The following is a 19,758-nucleotide window of genomic DNA, read 5'->3' as shown; positions in this document are numbered from 1 at the left end:
ATTCGGAATAGTTTCAAGAACTCCTAAACTAGATTTCAAAATCAGCTAGAAAGTAAAACAGCTAAGAAAATTATATTTTCTTAGCTGTTTTATTTTGAAATAATAAAAAAATAAATGAAGGAGAGGTATGGCTTATTGGAAAGGTTATTGCTAACTCCAAAACCTTTAGAAGATGAATCTTTAGCAGGATATATATTAAGAATAACTGATTATAATGGTTATGAAAATTCTAGTTGGATATATACTATGGCAATATTTGAGGAATCCATGTTGCGAAAAATTCTAATGATTTAAAAAGCATTCTATGAGAAAAATTATACTGGAAAAATCCATTCTATTTCTGGTCCAAAGTTCAATGATGGAAATAAAATACTTTTTCCCATTAATGTATTAAAAGACATTCAAGTCCACAAATACCACTTTTAAAATTCAATTACAAACGTAAAACACCTACCTATTACATATTTACCAAAATACGTAACTGATAGGTTATAATATCACCTTTACATCTTCACTTTTATAAAGATATCCTTCGCTCCCATCAATCTCAATACCTGAAATCGGCTCAATTCCCATCCCACTTTAATATTTTCATCATATACACAGAGATGGTATTATGCTTTTCCGCAATTTCTTTTAGAGTAATATATTTTTTTTGAAACATCTGTATATCTTCTAATGCAAACCTTTTCCCTCCTGAATCAGCATTTCCTATTAAAAATCCTCTTTTTATCCAACTTGAAATTACTGATTGTCTTAACCCTATAATTTTGGCGTTAAGTTTGAGGTAGGAAAGATGTACTGTGAACAACAAGATTGGATATATTCAATTATGACTGAGGATGATATAAGAAAGGGATATAGCTTAAAAGGAGCGACTTTTTCAAATCCTCTTGAACGGGGACAATATGATTCAGAAGGAAAAGCGTGTATTACTATGCAAGGGTTTATATATATGCTACATATAGAACTTGTAGATTTAATTGCAAATTCTTACGATTCTAGAAGAGGGGCTACGCCTAGAGAATTATGGGAAAGAGGAATGAAAGAAAATCCACAATTAAAATTTGGAACTATACAGTTAATGTTATTTGTCCCATACATAATTTGTATTTGGTTAATGAATGCCCAAGATGTAACAGTAAGATATCTCCGATAAGAAAAACATTAAAAAAATGTAACTGTGGATTTGAACTGAAATTGTTAGATCATGTAAAGGTAGAAGAGGGTTGTATTAGTTTTGTTCATTTTTTTTATAATTTATATTATGAAATTAAAACCTTTGATACTCAAATAGATGCGATATGGAACCTTAAATTTGTAGAATTACTTAATTTAATGATTACAATTTGGTTAAGGATAGGAGGGTATAATAAAGAAGAGGCCAATTGTTGATTTTTCAATGCAAAATGAAGTAACTATTAAAAAAATCTGGGAGGATTATGGTGGATATATTAATTACTGGGGCAAATAGGGGCTTAGGGCTTGGATTTGTCGAAGTTGGATTAGAAAAAGGATACCGAGTTTTTGCTGGAGTCAGAGATGCGAATGAACAAAAAAGGACTCAATTAACCAAATTAAAAGAGAAAAATAGCAACCAGTTAGAAATTCTTCATTTAGATGTCACAGACGAGGAATCTGTTCGTGAAGCAGCTCGTAATGTAGGTGAAAGTCTTGATGTGATTATCAATAATGCTGCCATTCTTAATGGAAGGGGTACGTCTATTGAGGATCTTGATATAGAGGCTATCAAACTAGCATTTGATGTCAACACGTTAGGACCAGCCCGTGTGATTAAACATTTTCTACCTTTGCTGAAAAAGGGTGAGAATCAATCCATTATCAACATCTCGTCAGAAGGTGGTAGTCTAACAAATGCATATAGTGGTGATTATCCTTATGGATTGTCGAAAGCTGCCTTAAATATGTTGTCCGAGAAGCTCCATGTAGCATTAAAGAATGAAGGCATTCAAGTCCTTTCCGTCCATCCAGGGTGGGTAAGGACGGATATGGGAGGAATGATAGCCCCGACACATCCAAAAGAAACAGCAGAAGATATTTATAATCTCATTAATCGACAAGTTCGTATCGATAGTGAATTTGTTTTCGTTGACTATCAAGGGAAACCGATGAGCATTTGATGTAGCACCGTCTGGATGATCAAGAAAATGACTGCTGTATGATATAAGATATAAGTTGAAATTTAAGATTTATACACAAGCGTGCAGAGGCTGTTTGCCTTTCTGCACGCTATTAAATTGGAAAATGTAAAAAAATGATATATTGAGAACAGATCGCATCCTGAAATGCTACATGACATGATAAGAAGGACATAACTTTTTCCTCAAAAAATCGTGTCTTGACAACGGGGGCATTATTGAGTGTTTTTTTAAGTGATTCTGATTATTACTATCCAACCCGAAGGCTAAGGGCGGTGGGTTTAAACCACGACCTTTGAGCTGGAAAAATTTTAAGAATTTTGTTGATATAATCCTTAAATATAATATAATAGAATTATAGAAGCCAATATACATAAATAATTCTCAACATAAATTTTAATATTAAAGAGGCAAGATCAAGACGTTCATCAATTGTAACAAAGATAATATCGCAGCATAAAAACAATAACTTTTTAAGAGGTGCAATATGAAACCCTATACAAAATCAGTATTAGAGGATGGAGTTAATATAACACTTGATCAATTACTTGGAATTTATGCTAACGAGAAATCAAGGGGAGTTTACTTTACTCAATCCGATGGCTCTGAATTGTTTGAGTCTTATGAAAGTCTTTATTTTAATGCCAAATCCATCTTAGGGGCACTACAAAAGCAGGGATTTCAGAAGGGCTCTTATATTATCTTTCAGACAAACAATAATTTATTCTTTATAAGGTTGTTTTGGGGTTGTATTTTAGGAGGCATGATCCCCGTTCCTCTGTCTGTACCGCTAATTGCATCGCCTGACACTGAAGCTTTCAAGAAGTTAGTGAAAGTAAGTAAGCAGTTGCCGAATGCGTGGATAATTACTGATGAAAGAAATTTAAATACGTTTAGAGAAAGTTATGAAGCCAATAATTTGAAATACTTAGAGTATGAAACCTTAGCATGTAATATGGAAGAGGGGCAATGCGTTACAGTAGATTGTCAGGACTTAGCGTATATACAATATTCGTCTGGCAGCACAGGTAACCCTAAAGGAGTAAAATTAACACATGAAAATCTAGTTTATAATTTGGCACAGATAGTAGATCGTTTGAAACTAGACACAAATGATGTCATGGCTAGTTGGTTACCATTGACACATGATATGGGCTTGATCGGTTATCATTTAACTCCGATATTTGCGGGTATATCTCATTCCCTTCTAAATTCGGGTACATTTTTAAAGAAATCTTGGCTATATCTTCAAAAATGTGCGCAATTAAAAGCAACGGTGCTTGTAAGTCCGAATTTTGGATTAGACTGGATGATAAAGACTGTAAAGGATTCACATTTAGAAAATATTGATTTATCTAGTGTGCGAAACATAATGTGTGGTGCAGAACCAATATCAATGGATACCATTAGACGATTTTATGAAAAATTCTCGTCTTCTGGCTTGCGTGAAAATACGATCCATCAAGTCTATGGTATGGCAGAAGCTAGTCTGGCTGTTACTATTCCTGAAGAAGGACATAATAGAAGTGTATGTATTAACCGTCATAAAGCTCGTATTGGTCAAGAAGTGGAGTATATAGAAACGAAGGAGCCAAATGCAGCAGAGTTTGCCATAGTAGGAGAACCATTATATGAATTAGAAATATTGATTGTAGATGATGAAGACCACATCTTAGGGGAAAATTACATAGGCAATATAGTGATCAAGGGGAAAAATGTATTTGAGGGATATATGAATCATGATAGTTCCCCTTTTAATGAACAGGGCTTCTTCTGTACAGGAGATTTAGGACTTTTACGCAATGGAGAACTCATTGTAATGGGCAGAAAGAAGGATATTCTGTTTGTAAATGGTCAGAATTATTATGCTAGCGATATAGAAAATATGTTAACATTGGCGATCCCAGAGTTGTCTCAAGTCGTTGTGTGTGGTGTTCGCAATCCGTCATCGATCAGGGATGAAATTATAGTATTTGTACATAATCGAAAAGATGCCAAGGCATTTTTGCCACTTGCCCATCAAGTGCAGGATATGGTATTAGAACGGGTTGGAATAGCTGCAGATTATGTAATTCCAATAAAAACGATACCGAAAACAACAAGTGGAAAGGTGCAACGTTTTCTTTTAATAGAGCGATTTGAGAATCATGAGTTTGATGATGTTATCGCAATAGCTCCATATTATTATGAGAGTAGCAAGGAATCTGCAAAGAAGCCAGCATGGAACAAAGCGGAGATTGAAAATCAAATCGTTGAAATTGCAAAAGAAGTATTCTCTATCCCTTCTTTGAAAGTAGACGATACGATTTCTCGGATGGGAGTTAGTTCGTTAACGTTGATTCGTTTCCAGGATGAAATCAATCAACGATTTCAAGTTGAAATCCCCATTGTAAGCCTTTTCAAAATGTCTACTCTAGAACAAATAATTACGATTGTAGGGGAACAACTACAGGTAGAGGATGTCCAAACATCTGAATTAACAGGGAATAAAGACATGTGGTATGAGCCATTTCCGGTAACAGAAATACAAGGAGCCTATTTAGTTGGAAGACAAAATATTATGGAAATGGGCAACATCTCCACACATGCCTATTATGAGTTTGAAACAGAATTAGATATTAAACGCTTAAACGATGCATTGAATCGAGTTTTAGAGCGTCAGCTTATGCTGCGTACTATTTTTGATGATACAGGAATGCAAAAAGTTCGGCGTTCTAATTCTTCTTATGATATTTGTATTGAAGATTTACAAGACTTGTCTTTAGAGGATCAACAAAAACGTATATTGGAAAAAAGAAATCACAGGTCACATTTTGTTTTTCAACAAGATCATTGGCCATTATTTGAGTTGTCTGCATTTATTCTTGGCGAGAAGAAAAATTATCTCTTCCTGGATATTGACTTATTAATTGCTGATGGAGGCAGTTTATTAATTTTAATACAAGAGATAATGGATTATTATGAGAAACCGAATATGGAGATTGAACCTTTAACCTTTCAATTTTCAGATTATGTAAGGGCATTGGAGAGCTTTCGTGAATCTTCCGCCTATCAAAAAGCTCAAGACTATTGGCAAGCCAAAATAGAGGATTTTCCCTATGCACCTCAGCTACCATTAGTTTGTGAGCCAGAATTCATAGAGAGACCAATATTTCAGCGCATGGAGAAGAGTCTGACAACTCATGAATGGAATGTTGTGAAAGGCTTAGCAGCTCAGTATGGTGTAACACCATCTGTATTCTTATGTACAATTTATGCGGAAGTTTTGGGCAAATGGAGCAATCAATCCAGAATGGCACTTAATTTAACTTTATTTAATCGGCAGTCCTTTCATCCAGACGTAATGAAGTTAATTGGAGATTTCACATCAGTTTTACTGTTAGATATTGATTTGTCTGTTCATAGTGCTTTTTGGGAGAGAGCATCTATGGTTCAAGATATATTATTTGAAGCAGTAGACCATCGTTTTTATAGTGGTGTTGATGTTATACGAAATATTGCAAGTAAGAGAGAAATGACTAGTAAAGCGATTATGCCAATTGTATTTACTAGTATGTTATTCGATAAATCGGAATTTACAGATGTTCTGCCAAAATTAGGAAAAATAAAATACGGAATAAGCCAGACCCCTCAAGTATTTTTAGATTTCCAAGTCACGGAAAGAGACGGACAATTAATGATGACTTGGGATTATGCGAAGGATCTGTTTGATGAAGATATGATCAGTGCCATGTTTGAAACGTATCAACTTCGATTGCAGCAAGTTATAGACAATAATCTTTCATCTATGCCGCTGCCTGTAACACAGTCTGAACTACTGCTTGATTACAATGATACACAAGGAGATTATGAAGGGGATTTACTGCAAAGATTAATAGACCAGCAATGCCAGAAGACTCCAGATGCTATTGCAGTCAAATTAGGACAAGATACATTGACCTATGGCGAGTTGGCGAGAAAATCCAATCAGGTCGCTCGCTATTTAGCAGAACAAAACTATGCGCACAATTCTTATATTGGAGTTTGGGCAGAGAGACGAATCGAGACCATTGTAAATACGGTGGGTATTTTAAAAGCCGGCCATGCTTATATTCCTGTGAATCCGGAACATCCTGAGGAAAGAATAAAATATATCGTGGAACATAGTGATATCAAGCTGATGATTCATCCGGATTTATATGAAAAAGAGAACCTGTCCACCTATAACGATGGCGCCTTAGAACTGTTAGAAGGCTGCCAGCAGGATAAAGCCTATGCTATCTATACGTCAGGAAGTACTGGACATCCTAAGGGTGTTGTGATCACCCATGAGGCAGTAGTGAATACACTATTAGATATTAATGAGAGATTCAAAGTAGGCAGCGAAGATAAAATCATTGCCCTATCATCGATGAGCTTTGATTTATCTGTCTATGATATTTTTGGAGCACTCATTAGTGGAGCCCAGTTAGTATTAATTCCAGATCTTTTAGATATGAGTAGCATTCACCAGATCATGATCGAAGAAGAAATCACGATATGGAATTCGGTTCCGGCCATTATGGATATGTATCTGGAAAGCACAAAACAAGACACAGTGCGGAGATCTGCAGCAGAGCGCTTACGTATGGTGATGCTAAGTGGAGACTGGATTTCTCTTGGTTTGCCGGAGAAAATCAAAACAAGAATGCCAAAAGCACAAGTGATCGGGTTAGGTGGAGCAACGGAAGGCTCTATATGGTCCATCTATTTCCCAATCACAGAAGTGAAGCCAGAGTGGAAAAGTATCCCTTATGGATATCCGTTGAAAAATCAACAAATTTACGTACTGGATGATTGTGGAGAAGAATGCCCGGTAGGCGTTCCAGGAGAACTGCATATTGGTGGAAAAGGAGTCGCCGCAGGTTATCTCAATGAAGAAGAGAAGACGAAGGCCGCCTTTATCAACCATAGATTAGGGTATCTGTACAAAACAGGTGATTATGGTGTCATGCGTCAGGAAGGATATGTAGACTTCCTTGGAAGAAAAGATAGTCAAGTAAAGATACGTGGACATCGTGTCGAACTGGGAGAAATAGAACACTGTATCAATCATTTGCCAAATATTCACCAGTCCGTAGTCGCTGATTATAGTGATTCACATGGAGAGAAGCAGCTGTGTGGGTATATTGTTGCAGATGAGACAGTAGAATTGGCAGAAATAAAAAGAGAGTTAGCAAAATATCTGCCTGATTATATGATCCCGGCACAATTCATACAGGTAGATGAGATTCCACTATCTGCAAATGGTAAGGTAGATCGTAAATTATTGCCGAACCCGGAAAAATATATTGAAGAAAGTAAGATGATAAGGGGTTATGAGGCACCAAAGACCCAGACGGAAAAATTGGTAGTAGAGGCATTTGAACATGTACTTGGTATGGAAAGAGTAAGTGTAAATGACAATTTCTTTGATTTGGGTGGAGATTCGATTAAGGCTATCCATATTCTAAACAAGATAAGAGAAGCTGGATACGATAGCTCCATGCGAAATCTTTTGATGGAGAGAACACCGAAGCTAATAGCCATGAATTTATCCACGAAAAAAGAAATTATACCTGCGGAGCAAGGAGAAATAAGTGGTGAGATTTCACTGACACCAATTCAAAACTACTTCTTCGCACAAAATATGATGAATCCTGAACATTTTAATGTATGCCAAGTGTTTAAGGTTCGTGAAAAACTAAATGTCCTGGCACTACAAAAAGCTTTGTCTGCGTTAGTACAGCATCATGATATGTTGAGAGCTACGTACAAAGATAAGAAACAGGTTATAGGGAAAGTAGAAGATAAGAAATGGTACGGCTTTACAACAATAGCATGTGAATCTGAAGAGATTCAGGAAAAAATTAAGACAACGAAAGTAAAGATGGATTTGGCGGAAGGACCATTATTGCAGGCTGTTTTATTTAGTACGCCGGAGCAAGATTATATGATGTTGCTAGCTCATCATATGATAATGGATGTGATTTCCTGGCGAATTTTAAGTGAGGATTTGGAGAAGGGCTACTCTCAAGCTTTGAATCAGAAAGAGATAACATTACCAGCTAAAACCGTTTCCTTTAAAGTATGGAGCGAAGGATTAGCTCGTTACAGCCAGAGTGAAAAGTTAAAGAGAAGGATAGCTTACTGGTCAGAGTTAGAAAATAAATTGGTTGATGGCAAGTTAAAAGAAGATAGCACTGATGATAAATTCGAACCAAAGACAGCCGTGGTATGTCTTAATTCCACGATCACAGAAAAGTTATTAAAAGAAAGTGCACATGCTTATAATACAGAGATTAATGACTTACTTGTAACAGCACTGGGACGTGCGGTAAACAAAGTAACAGGTCAGAGAACGCTTGCTATACAGATGGAAGGACATGGTCGTGAAGAAACAGTAGGGTCTTTTGATTTAGGTAGGACAATAGGATGGTTCACTAGTATATATCCCGTAGTTTTAGAAGAGTTAGGCACTAATATTGCTCAGGATATTCGAAATACGAAAGAGAACCTACGACGTGTGCCAGCACATGGAATTGATTATGGCCTCATAAAGTATGCAGACATGGTTAATTCAGAAGAAATGGATGTGGAAGTGGCACCAGATATATCATTTAATTATCTTGGAGAACTAGGAACAAAGAAAGAATCTGGCGATCCATATTTTGAGTTTTCACAACTGGGTTATGGACAGGATACGGATCCTCGCAATCAATTTGGACCATCCATTAACGTCATAGGTCATGTGCAAAATGGTAGTTTATCTATGACAGTAACCTGCAACAGCAGTCGTTATTTAGCTGAGAGAATTGAGCAAATAGGAAAAGCATATGAAGAAGAACTGATAGCGGTCGCAGAACATTGCTCCCATGCACAGAAGAGTGAGTCAACGGCAAGTGATTTTGGTGAGAGGGTATGGAAAGATAGCGAATTTTGTTATGTACAGGAAGCTGCCAAAAACCGCGGCGAAGAAGTTCAACGTATCTATCCTTTGGCTCCTGTGCAAGAGGGAATGCTCTATGAGAAGCTTTTGGATGAATCCTCTACGAAGTATGTTGTTCAGCAGACGTTGCGATTGACGGAAGTAGATGTAGAGAAGATGCACAAAGCTTTTGAATCTCTAGCAACACAGCATGATATTTTACGTACAAAGATCTGTTATCGGGGAGTAAGTGTGCCAAGACAAGTTGTATTGAAAGAAAGAAATCTGGAATTTAATTATATGGAAGTAGATAATGAATCCGATTATCTTGATTTAAAGGAACAAGATGTAAAACGTGGATTTGATTTAGAAGAAGATACACTAGTTCGTATGAATCTGATAAAAATAAACAATAGTGGATATCGGTTGATCATGACGAACCATCATATTATTTTAGATGGTTGGTGTTTGCCAATTTTGCGTAGAGATTTGTTTAATGCGTATATGGCAACAGACGAAGAGTGTTTAAAAATACCTAATAAGACTGCTTCTAATAAAATGGGCAGCTATGAAAAATTTGTAGATTATATAAATGAAAAAGATAAAGAGCCGAGCCTTAAATATTGGGAAGACCTTCTTCAAGGATATGAGACAAGGGCTGATATTCTACCTATGGGTCGTCCAGAAGAAACAGAAGAAGAGAGTCAGAGTCAAGAGTTTAAGTTAAGCTTGGAGGTAACCGAACAAGCAGAAGCGGTATGTGCCAAGTACGATGTAACATTGAACACGCTAGTAGAAGCTTGTTGGGGCGTTTTATTGGAAAAATACAACTCAACCAATGATGTCGTTTTTGGAAAGGTTGTATCTGGTAGAAATGCAGAGATTGAAGGTATTGAAGAAATCGTTGGTTTATTTATCAATACAATACCTGTACGTATATCGACAACAAACGAAGACACATTTGCCGATTTGTTGAAATCATTACAGGACCAAGCAATTGCTGCAAATGATCACGATTTTCTTCCTTTAGCAGAAATACAGAATCGTACTTTATTAGGAAGGAATCTAATTGGAACCTTATTCTTCTTTGAAGGCTATCAAGGAACAAGTATCAATATTGATGGCAAATTAAATGTGGAATCTGAATATTACCGCGAACAAATCGGGTATGACTTGGGAATGACAGCATTTAAGAGTGATCGTCTTCATTTTAGAATTCTATTCAGTACAAAGCTATATAACAAGGAAGAAATAAACATTATCGGTTCCCATTTGCAAAGACTTATGGAACAAGCAATTGCAGCACCACACACGAAATTAACCGAATTAGGCATGACAAATGAAGCGGAAGAAATGAAAGAATTAGTACAGTTTAACGCAACTGATCGTGACTATCCAAGAGACAAGACCATTGTCCAATTATTTGAGGAACAAGTAGCAAGAACACCCCATAATACAGCAGTGGTATGCGGGAATGAGCAATTGAGTTACGCTGAATTAAATGCTCGTGCCAATAAACTTGCATTAAGGTTACGACGGGAATACCATGTCCAGCCTGATGATTTTGTTGCGATTATAGCAGAAAGAAGTATTGAGATGGTGGTCGGATTATATGCCATCCTGAAGTCGGGTGCAGCATATGTACCAATTGACCCGTTTTATCCAGAAGAACGCATCGAGTATATATTGGAAGATAGCCAGCCGAAAGCGGTTTTAATTGGTCATGGAAAGTATAATATTTCCCCTGAAAAGGTTGTCGACTTATATAGTGCAAGCAATTATGAAGAAGGTGCAGAGAATCCTGAACATGTAAATACTCCTCATGATCTTATTTATCTGGTTTATACATCGGGTACAACAGGAAAACCAAAAGGAGTTATGGTAGAGCATCGGAATATAGTCAATCAGCAGATGTGGACACAAAGAGAATATCCATTACACGAGGGAGAATCTCTTTTAATGAAGACCACTTGTGCCTTTGATGTTTTTGCCTGGGAAGTATTTTGGTGGATGTTAGCGGGTGGTAAACTTGTTATTTTGCAACAAGGAGAAGAAAGTCAAAGTGATAAGATCATCAAGGTAATTCAGGATTATAAAGTCAATGCAATCCAGTTCGTTCCTTCAATGTTCAATATGTTCTTAGAAGAATTAGATATGAGCAAAGAGAGAATAAATACGCTACGTTATATCATTAATATTGGTGAGAAACTGAATGCAGAAAGTGTGAGACATTATAATCAATTAAGGGAAAAAGGACAAGTAAGAGCAGAACTACTGAATCTCTATGGTCCAGCAGAAACTACAGTTAATTCCAGTGGATATCATTGTCCAACAGACTTAAATGTAGATAAAGTATGGATTGGTAAGCCTATTAGTAATACACAAATTTATATATTATCAAATGAAAAAATAGCCGGAATAGGTGTACCAGGGGAATTATGTATTGCAGGAGAAAGTGTGTCGCGTGGATACTTAAATCGTGAAGAATTGACAGCACAGAAATTTATTAAAAATCCTTTTGGTTCAGGAATGATGTATAAAACAGGTGATCTGGCACGGTGGATACCGGATGGAAATATTGAGTACCTTGGCCGTATAGATGATCAGGTTAAGATAAGAGGTTTCAGAATCGAACCAGGAGAAATTGAAAGTACTTTGATGGAACTCGAAGGAGTTAGTGGAGCAGCCGTTGTAGTACGACAAGACAAGCAAGGAGAAAAATATCTGTGTGCTTATGTAGTGGTTCATACAGAAGTAGAAAAATTAGACGAAGATACAATCAAGAGTGAATTACGCAAGAAGTTACCAGACTATATGGTTCCTTTATATATTATTCGAATTGACCAAATTCCATTAAGTCATAATGGAAAGCTGGACAAAGCGGCACTACCAGAACCAGAATACAAGTCTAAGGAATATGCAGCACCAACAAATAGAGAAGAGAAGTTAGTAGTTGAAGCATTTGAGAAAATCCTAGGAGTAACAGAAATTAGTGTCCATGATAGCTTTTTTGACTTGGGTGGTCATTCACTGAAAGTTACATTATTGTGTAATGAATTAGAAAAGACAATCGGTATAAAACTGAAGCTTAGTGAAATATTTGCTTTATCTACACCCAAACGTATTGCAGAAAGAATTGGAAGTTTACAATATGATAGTTTTTCGGAAATACCGAAAATAGCTAAAGCAGAGTTCTATCCTATGAGTTCTGTTCAAAAGCGACTTTATCTTCTCAATGAGATAGTAGGTCCTAGTATTTCCTATAACATTTCGAATGTCATAAAATATGAAAACACTCTGGATAAAGAGCAGCTACAGGGAGCGTTAGATAAACTCTTAGAGAGAGAAGAAGTATTGAGAACCAGCTTCCATCTTATTAATGGAGAGCCAGTTCAAGTGATTCAACCAGATGCGAGAGTAGTATTAGAATACAAAGAAGCAGATACACTAGATATTCAAGATGAATATGATCGTTTTGTTTGCCCATTTGATTTATCCAAAGCACCTTTGATGCGGGTTAAGTTACTACAGACGCCACAAGCTTCATACTTGATGCTGGATATTCATCATATTGTTTCTGATGGAGAAAGTCTGCCTATTATGATGAACTGGATAAGCGAGTTATATGAAGGAAATACTTTATCAATGCCAAGGGTTCATTATAAAGATTTCTCTGCTTGGCAAATGACTCAGGATATTACGAAGCAGGCGGCATATTGGAAGAACGAGTTCTCAGGCGAAATTCCAATACTAAATTTGAATACAGATTTCCAACGTCCTAAGAAAAAGAGCTTCAATGGAGCCGACGTAAAAACTAAGATTGAAGAACCAGTTTTTATGGAAATAAAAGAATTAGCGAAGAAGCATGGTGCTACGGAATTCATGATTATGTTATCAACCTTTATGCTTCTATTGAGCAAGTACAGTCAACAGGAAGAAATTATAGTCGGAACTCCTGTATCAGGTAGAACCCACGTTGATACACAAGACATGCTGGGGATGTTTGTAAACTCCTTGGCTATCAAAGGAAATGTGAAACAAGAGGAGAGTTTTGAACAAGTATTGCTAGGAGTAAAAGAAAAATGTCTTCTTGCGTACGATAATCAGGACTTTCAATATGAAGACTTGGTTGAGGCAGTAGATGTAAAGAGAGATTTATCAAGAAATCCATTATTTGATGTAATGTTTATGATGCCAGAGAGTGAAATTATGTCTGGTTCAAAGAGCATTATGAGTGGAACATGGGTACCAATGGAAGGAAAAGTAGCTAAGTTTGATCTGAATTTAATGGTAATACACACATCAGAGGGTTATGTGGTCAATTTAGAGTATTCTACAGATTTATTTAAACAGGAAACGATAAAGCAAATGTTGGATGATTATGTTTCATTGCTTTCAGAAGTTGTCAAGAATCCAGAAGATCGTTTGCAAAAGCTACTTAAGAAAGAGGATGTTAAGAAAGAGGAGAAAGATTCGACCCAAGCAGAGCTTGATAATCATGCCAATCTTTTGGCACGGCAAGTTTCAGATTTGATGAAAGCATTGCATCAAAGAGATCAAGCCTACTGGAAGAAGAAAGTAGGTGATTTCCCGGATGCACCACAGTTACCGCTTCTTTCTAATGGGAGTGCTGTAAACAACGCAACAGTAAAACGTTTAGAAACGAAAATTTCTGCAAAAGACTGGGCGATTGTGAGAAACAAAGCTTTGGATAACAGAATTGCACCATCTGCGTTATTGTGCACAATATATGCGGAAGTTCTATTTAAATGGAGCAATCAATCCAATATGGCACTTAGCTTAAATCTGTTTAGTAATCAGCCTTTTCATCAAGATGGAATGTCGCTGATGGGGGATTTTGTATCAAAATTGTTGTTGGATATCGATTTATCATCTCACAGACCATTTTGGGAAAGAACTACTGAGATTCAGAATCGGTTATTTGAAGCGTTAAACCACAGATTTTACAGTGGGGTTGATTTCCTGCGTGATCTGGCTGAACATCGTGGTCAAGAAGCTCAAGCTATAATGCCAATTATATTTACAAGCATGCTTCGTGGCGAAGTGGATTCTTTCAATGCCAATATAGGTAGTAGGGGAGAATTGAAATACGGAATAAATCAGGCCCCTGAAATATTTTTGGACTTCCAAGTCACGGAAAGAGACGGACAATTAATGATGACTTGGGATTATGCGAAGGATCTGTTTGATGAAGATATGATCAGTGCCATGTTTGAAACGTATCAACTTCGATTGCAGCAAGTTATAGACAATAATCTTTCATCTATGCCGCTGCCTGTAACACAGTCTGAACTACTGCTTGATTACAATGATACACAAGGAGATTATGAAGGGGATTTACTGCAAAGATTAATAGACCAGCAATGCCAGAAGACTCCAGATGCTATTGCAGTCAAATTAGGACAAGATACATTGACCTATGGCGAGTTGGCGAGAAAATCCAATCAGGTCGCTCGCTATTTAGCAGAACAAAACTATGCGCACAATTCTTATATTGGAGTTTGGGCAGAGAGACGAATCGAGACCATTGTAAATACGGTGGGTATTTTAAAAGCCGGCCATGCTTATATTCCTGTGAATCCGGAACATCCTGAGGAAAGAATAAAATATATCGTGGAACATAGTGATATCAAGCTGATGATTCATCCGGATTTATATGAAAAAGAGAACCTGTCCACCTATAACGATGGCGCCTTAGAACTGTTAGAAGGCTGCCAGCAGGATAAAGCCTATGCTATCTATACGTCAGGAAGTACTGGACATCCTAAGGGTGTTGTGATCACCCATGAAGCAGTAGTGAATACATTATTAGATATTAATAAGAAATTCAAAGTAGGTAGCGAAGATAAAATCATAGCCCTATCATCGATGAGCTTTGATTTATCCGTCTATGATATTTTTGGAGCACTCATTAGTGGAGCCCAGTTAGTATTAATTCCAGATCTTTTAGATATGAGTAGCATTCACCAGATCATGATCGAAGAAGAAATCACGATATGGAATTCGGTTCCGGCCATTATGGATATGTATCTGGAAAGCACAAAACAAGACACAGTGCGGAGATCTGCAGCAGAGCGCTTACGTATGGTGATGCTAAGTGGAGACTGGATTTCTCTTGGTTTGCCGGAGAAAATCAAAACAAGAATGCCAAAAGCACAAGTGATCGGGTTAGGTGGAGCAACAGAAGGCACTATATGGTCCATCTATTTCCCAATCACAGAAGTGAAGCCGGAGTGGAAAAGTATCCCTTATGGCTATCCGTTGAAAAATCAACAAATTTATGTACTGGATGAATGGGGAGAGGAATGCCCGATAGGCGTTCCAGGAGAACTGCATATTGGTGGAAAAGGAGTCGCCGTAGGTTACCTCAATGAAGAAGAGAAGACGAAGGCCGCCTTTATCAACCATAGATTAGGGTATCTGTACAAAACAGGTGATTATGGTGTGATGCGTCGGGAAGGATATGTAGACTTCCTTGGAAGAAAAGACAGTCAAGTAAAGATACGTGGACATCGTGTCGAATTAGGAGAAATAGAACACTGTATCAATCATTTGCCCAATATTCACCAGTCCGTCGTCGCTGATTATAGTGATTCCCATGGAGAGAAGCAGCTGTGTGGGTATATTGTTGCAGATGAGACAGTAGAATTGGCAGAAATAAAAAGAGAGTTAGCAAAATATCTGCCTGATTATATGATCCCGGCACAATTCATACAGGTAGATGAGATTCCACTATCTGCAAATGGTAAGGTAGATCGTAAATTATTGCCGGACCCGGAAAAGAATATTGAAGAAAGTCAGATGATCAGGGGTTATGAGGCACCAAGGACCCAGACGGAGAAATTGGTAGTAGAGGCATTTGAATATGTACTTGGTGTGGATAGAGTAAGTGTAAACGACAATTTCTTTGATTTGGGTGGATACTCGCTTAATGTAATCCGGCTGTGTAATGAATTAGAGAAGAGTGCAGGGGTAAGGTTACCACTTAGAGAAATTTTTGATTTAGTTACACCAAAAAATATTGCAGAACAAATTAAAAACTCAAAGGTTGTAAATATGTTTGAAGAAATACCAGAAATAGCAGAAGCAGAAAGCTATTCTATAAGTTCAGCTCAAAAGAGACTTTATCTTTTAGACCAACTAACAGGTCCTGGTACAACTTATAATATTCCTTTAGTAATCAAGCTTAAAGTTAAACCAGACAATGAGCGACTTCAGAGAGCATTGGATCAATTAGTAGAGCAAGAGGAAATTTTGAGGACAAGCTTCCATATAGTGAATGGTGAGCCAATTCAAAAAATTTCTTCAGATGCAAGAATTGTGCTGGAGCACAGTGAAGTTAATACAGCAGATTCACAGTATATCCAGGATGAATATAATACTTTCGTCCAGCCATTTGACCTGTCAAAATCACCACTAATGCGTGCAAAAATACTGGATACTCCAAATGATTCATACTTATTTTTGGATATTCACCATATTTTATGTGACGCAGAAAGCATGCCGATTATGCTCTACAAAATACAAGAGTTATATGAAGGAAGAGAATTGTTAACACCACGAGTACAGTATAAAGACTTTTGTGTTTGGCAAAATGCTAGAGATATAACAGAACAGGCAGCGTACTGGAAGAAAGAATTTTCTGGTGATATACCAGTCCTGGATTTAATCATGGATTATCCACGCCCTCATAAACAAAGTTTTAGAGGTGCTCATTTCCGAACACAGGTAGAAGAAAACACGAGTATTCAAGTAAAAGAGTTAGCGAAGAAGTATGGTGCAACTGAGTTTATGGTTTTGTTATCCATCTTTTTCTCCATGTTAGGAAAATACAGTCGACAGGAAGAAATTATAGTAGGAACTCCAATATCGGGACGAAACCATACGGATACCCGAAATATGTTGGGCATGTTTGTAAACACTCTGGCAATCAAAGGGAATGTCTGCTCCGATGATTCATTTGAGGATGTATTATTAGGTATAAAAGAGAAATGTTTACAGGCATACGATAACAAGGATTATCAGTTCGAGGATTTAGTTGAAGCAGTGGGAGTAAAGAGAGATTACTCAAGAAACCCAGTATTCGATGTGATGTTTGTATTGCAGGACGATGAGAGAGAGAGTTATTCGGATCGAATTCAATTTGGAACGAGGGAATCCGTTGAAGGAAGTATTTCTAAATTTGATCTTACCTTAACCATGATAAGTGATTCAGAAGGCTATAAGATTGATTTTGAATATTCTACAGACTTATTCAAACCAGAAACGATCGAGTACATGGCAAAACACTTCTTAACACTAATTGAAGGAGTTTTAATGTCTCCGGAAAAGAAGCTGCAGGATATTGCCATGGTAGATATGAACGAAGAAGCAAAAATATTGGATGAGTTCAATATGACGGATGCAGAATACCCTGATAATAAGACGATTGTGCAGTTACTTGAAGAGCAGGCTGCCAGAATACCTAATAGTATAGCAATTACATTTAATGGACAACAGCTGACCTATGCACAATTAAATGAACGGGCGAATGCTCTGGCAAGAAAGCTTCGTGAGGACTATAACATTCAACCCAATGACTTTGTGGTGATCTCAACAGAGAAGTGTTTGGAGATGGTGGTGGGTATATACGCTATTTTAAAGGCTGGAGCAGCTTACGTACCGGTTGATCCATCTTATCCAGAGGAAAGAATTAATTATATCATTAATGACTGTAAACCAAAGGTCGTATTATGCGGTACAAAAGAACCTGAAGCTGACATTCCTATCATGAATCTTCATGATGAGGCAAATTATAAAATGGAATGCAGTAACCTTGTCCATGTAAATCAATCAAGTGATTTGATGTATGTAATTTATACCTCTGGTACGACTGGCAGGCCTAAGGGTGTTATGGTTCAGCATGTAAATGTAGTGCGATTACTTAAGAATGACAAGTTTAAGCTTGATTTCTATGAAAATGATATTTGGGTTCAATTCCATTCTTATTGTTTTGATGTTTCGGTTTGGGAAATATTCGGATGCCTATTAAATGGAGCAAAGCTTGTAATTCCTTCTGAAGATACGGTAAAAGATGGATATGCTTTTGGAGAGCTTTTGCAAAAAGAAGCGGTAACAATCTTATGCCAGGTACCTTCGCCATTTTATGCGTTGATCGATGCAACGACAGGACAAACAATAAATAGTTTACGATATGTTATTTTTGCAGGAGAGGCACTTTATCCAACACATTTGAAGAAATGGCATGAGAACAATAGGCATTGTCGTCTGGTTAATATGTACGGGCCTACAGAGACCACGGTATACGCTACTTATCGCGATATTGATGCTGAAGCCATCGAGAAAGGAATTAGCGACATAGGAAAGCCACTTCCAACATTGAAGATTTATATGTTAAATGGAAATGAACTTTGTGGAATTGGAGTTCCAGGTGAGTTATGTATAACAGGTGAGGGTGTATCTCAAGGATATTTAAATCGACAAGACCTGACAGACGAGAAGTTTGTACACAACCCATTTGGATCCGGAAAGATGTATCGGACAGGTGATTTGGCACGTTGGTTACCTAACGGAAACATTGAATATATTGGACGGATGGATGACCAAGCAAAAATCAGAGGATATCGTATTGAACCACGAGAAGTAGAAAGCCGTTTATTGGAGCTTGAAGGCATAAATGAAGCTGTAGTCATAGTGCGAGAAGACAAAAGGAATGAGAAATTCCTGTGTGCCTATGTAATAACTGAGACAGAAATAGAAGAAAAGGACGTTAAGATCAAGTTAAGTAAAGTATTACCAGATTACATGGTGCCTGCACATATTATTTCGGTTGATGCGATTCCGCTGACAAGTAACGGGAAACTTGACAAAGCCTCTTTACCACAGCCGCAGTATAAGTCAAAGGAATATATTGCACCACGAAATGAATATGAAACTCTGATCGTGCAGGCATTTGAGAACATTCTAGATATTGAAAAAGTCAGTGTAACTGATAGCTTCTTTGATCTAGGGGGATCGTCACTGAAAGCAGTGCTCTTGTGCAATGAATTGGAGAAGGCCATAGGAGTAAGATTGTCAATTAGAGATGTTTTTACTTTTGGTACGCCCGAGCAGATAGCGGGAAATATCGAGTCGATTGAGAACGAGATGTTTGTGGCAATAGAACAAGCTTCAGCAGCTGAATACTACCCTACAAGTTCAGCTCAGAAACGACTCTATCTTCTAGACGAGATGACCGGACCTAACATTAACTACAACGTATCGGATGTCTATGCCTACGAAGAACCGCTGGATAAAGAAAGGCTACAGAAGGCTTTGGATAAGCTGTTACAGCAAGAAGAGATACTGCGAACTAGTTTCCATGTTGTGGACGGTGAACCCATTCAAACGATTTCTCCAGACGCAAGGGTTTTAATAGACTACAGCGAAGTGGACGAAATAGATGTACAAACAGAATACGATAAATTTATACAACCGTTTAATTTATCCGAAGCACCGTTGATGCGTGTGAAATTAATGAAGACAACAACGGCATCCTATCTATTTGTTGATATTCATCACATTATATGTGATGGAGAAAGCCTGCCAGTTATACTGCATCAGGTGAACGAATTTTATGAAAATGATGAAACTGATCATGAATAAGAGGAGAAC

At 37.3% G+C, this 19,758-nt stretch carries 3 protein-coding genes; all 3 read left to right on the top strand.

The features are described 5' to 3' along the window. Positions 1 to 796 precede the first annotated feature (796 nt). The 3 genes from U2H13_RS17250 to U2H13_RS17240 all read left to right on the top strand — a co-directional run bounded on the left by U2H13_RS17250 (position 797) and on the right by U2H13_RS17240 (position 19,749). A complete protein-coding gene (locus U2H13_RS17250; protein WP_128496910.1) occupies positions 797 to 1,159 on the top strand; it encodes a hypothetical protein in 363 nt (120 codons plus the stop codon). Positions 1,160 to 1,445: 286 nt separating this feature from the next. Beyond that, the gene (locus U2H13_RS17245; RefSeq protein ID WP_029972812.1) at positions 1,446 to 2,141 is read left to right on the top strand and encodes an SDR family oxidoreductase; all 696 of its coding nucleotides are present in this window, start codon (positions 1,446 to 1,448) and stop codon (positions 2,139 to 2,141) included. A gap of 505 nt (positions 2,142 to 2,646) precedes the next feature. Then, positions 2,647 to 19,749, top strand: a complete 17,103-nt coding sequence (locus tag U2H13_RS17240; protein WP_376700554.1) for an amino acid adenylation domain-containing protein — start codon at positions 2,647 to 2,649, stop codon at positions 19,747 to 19,749. The last annotated feature ends 9 nt before the right edge of the window (positions 19,750 to 19,758 follow it).

This window comes from Bacillus sp. A1 (assembly GCF_042296235.1).
GTDB lineage: Bacteria > Bacillota > Bacilli > Bacillales > Bacillaceae > Bacillus > Bacillus velezensis.
The sequence above is the reverse complement of the archived record's forward strand: the minus strand, read 5'-3'. Positions and strand labels throughout refer to the sequence as shown.

Coding starts and splice junctions, on each gene's coding strand:
- U2H13_RS17250 (WP_128496910.1), top strand. CDS start 797: ATGTACTGTGAACAACAAGATTGGATATATTCAATTATGACTGAGGAT.
- U2H13_RS17240 (WP_376700554.1), top strand. CDS start 2,647: ATGAAACCCTATACAAAATCAGTATTAGAGGATGGAGTTAATATAACA.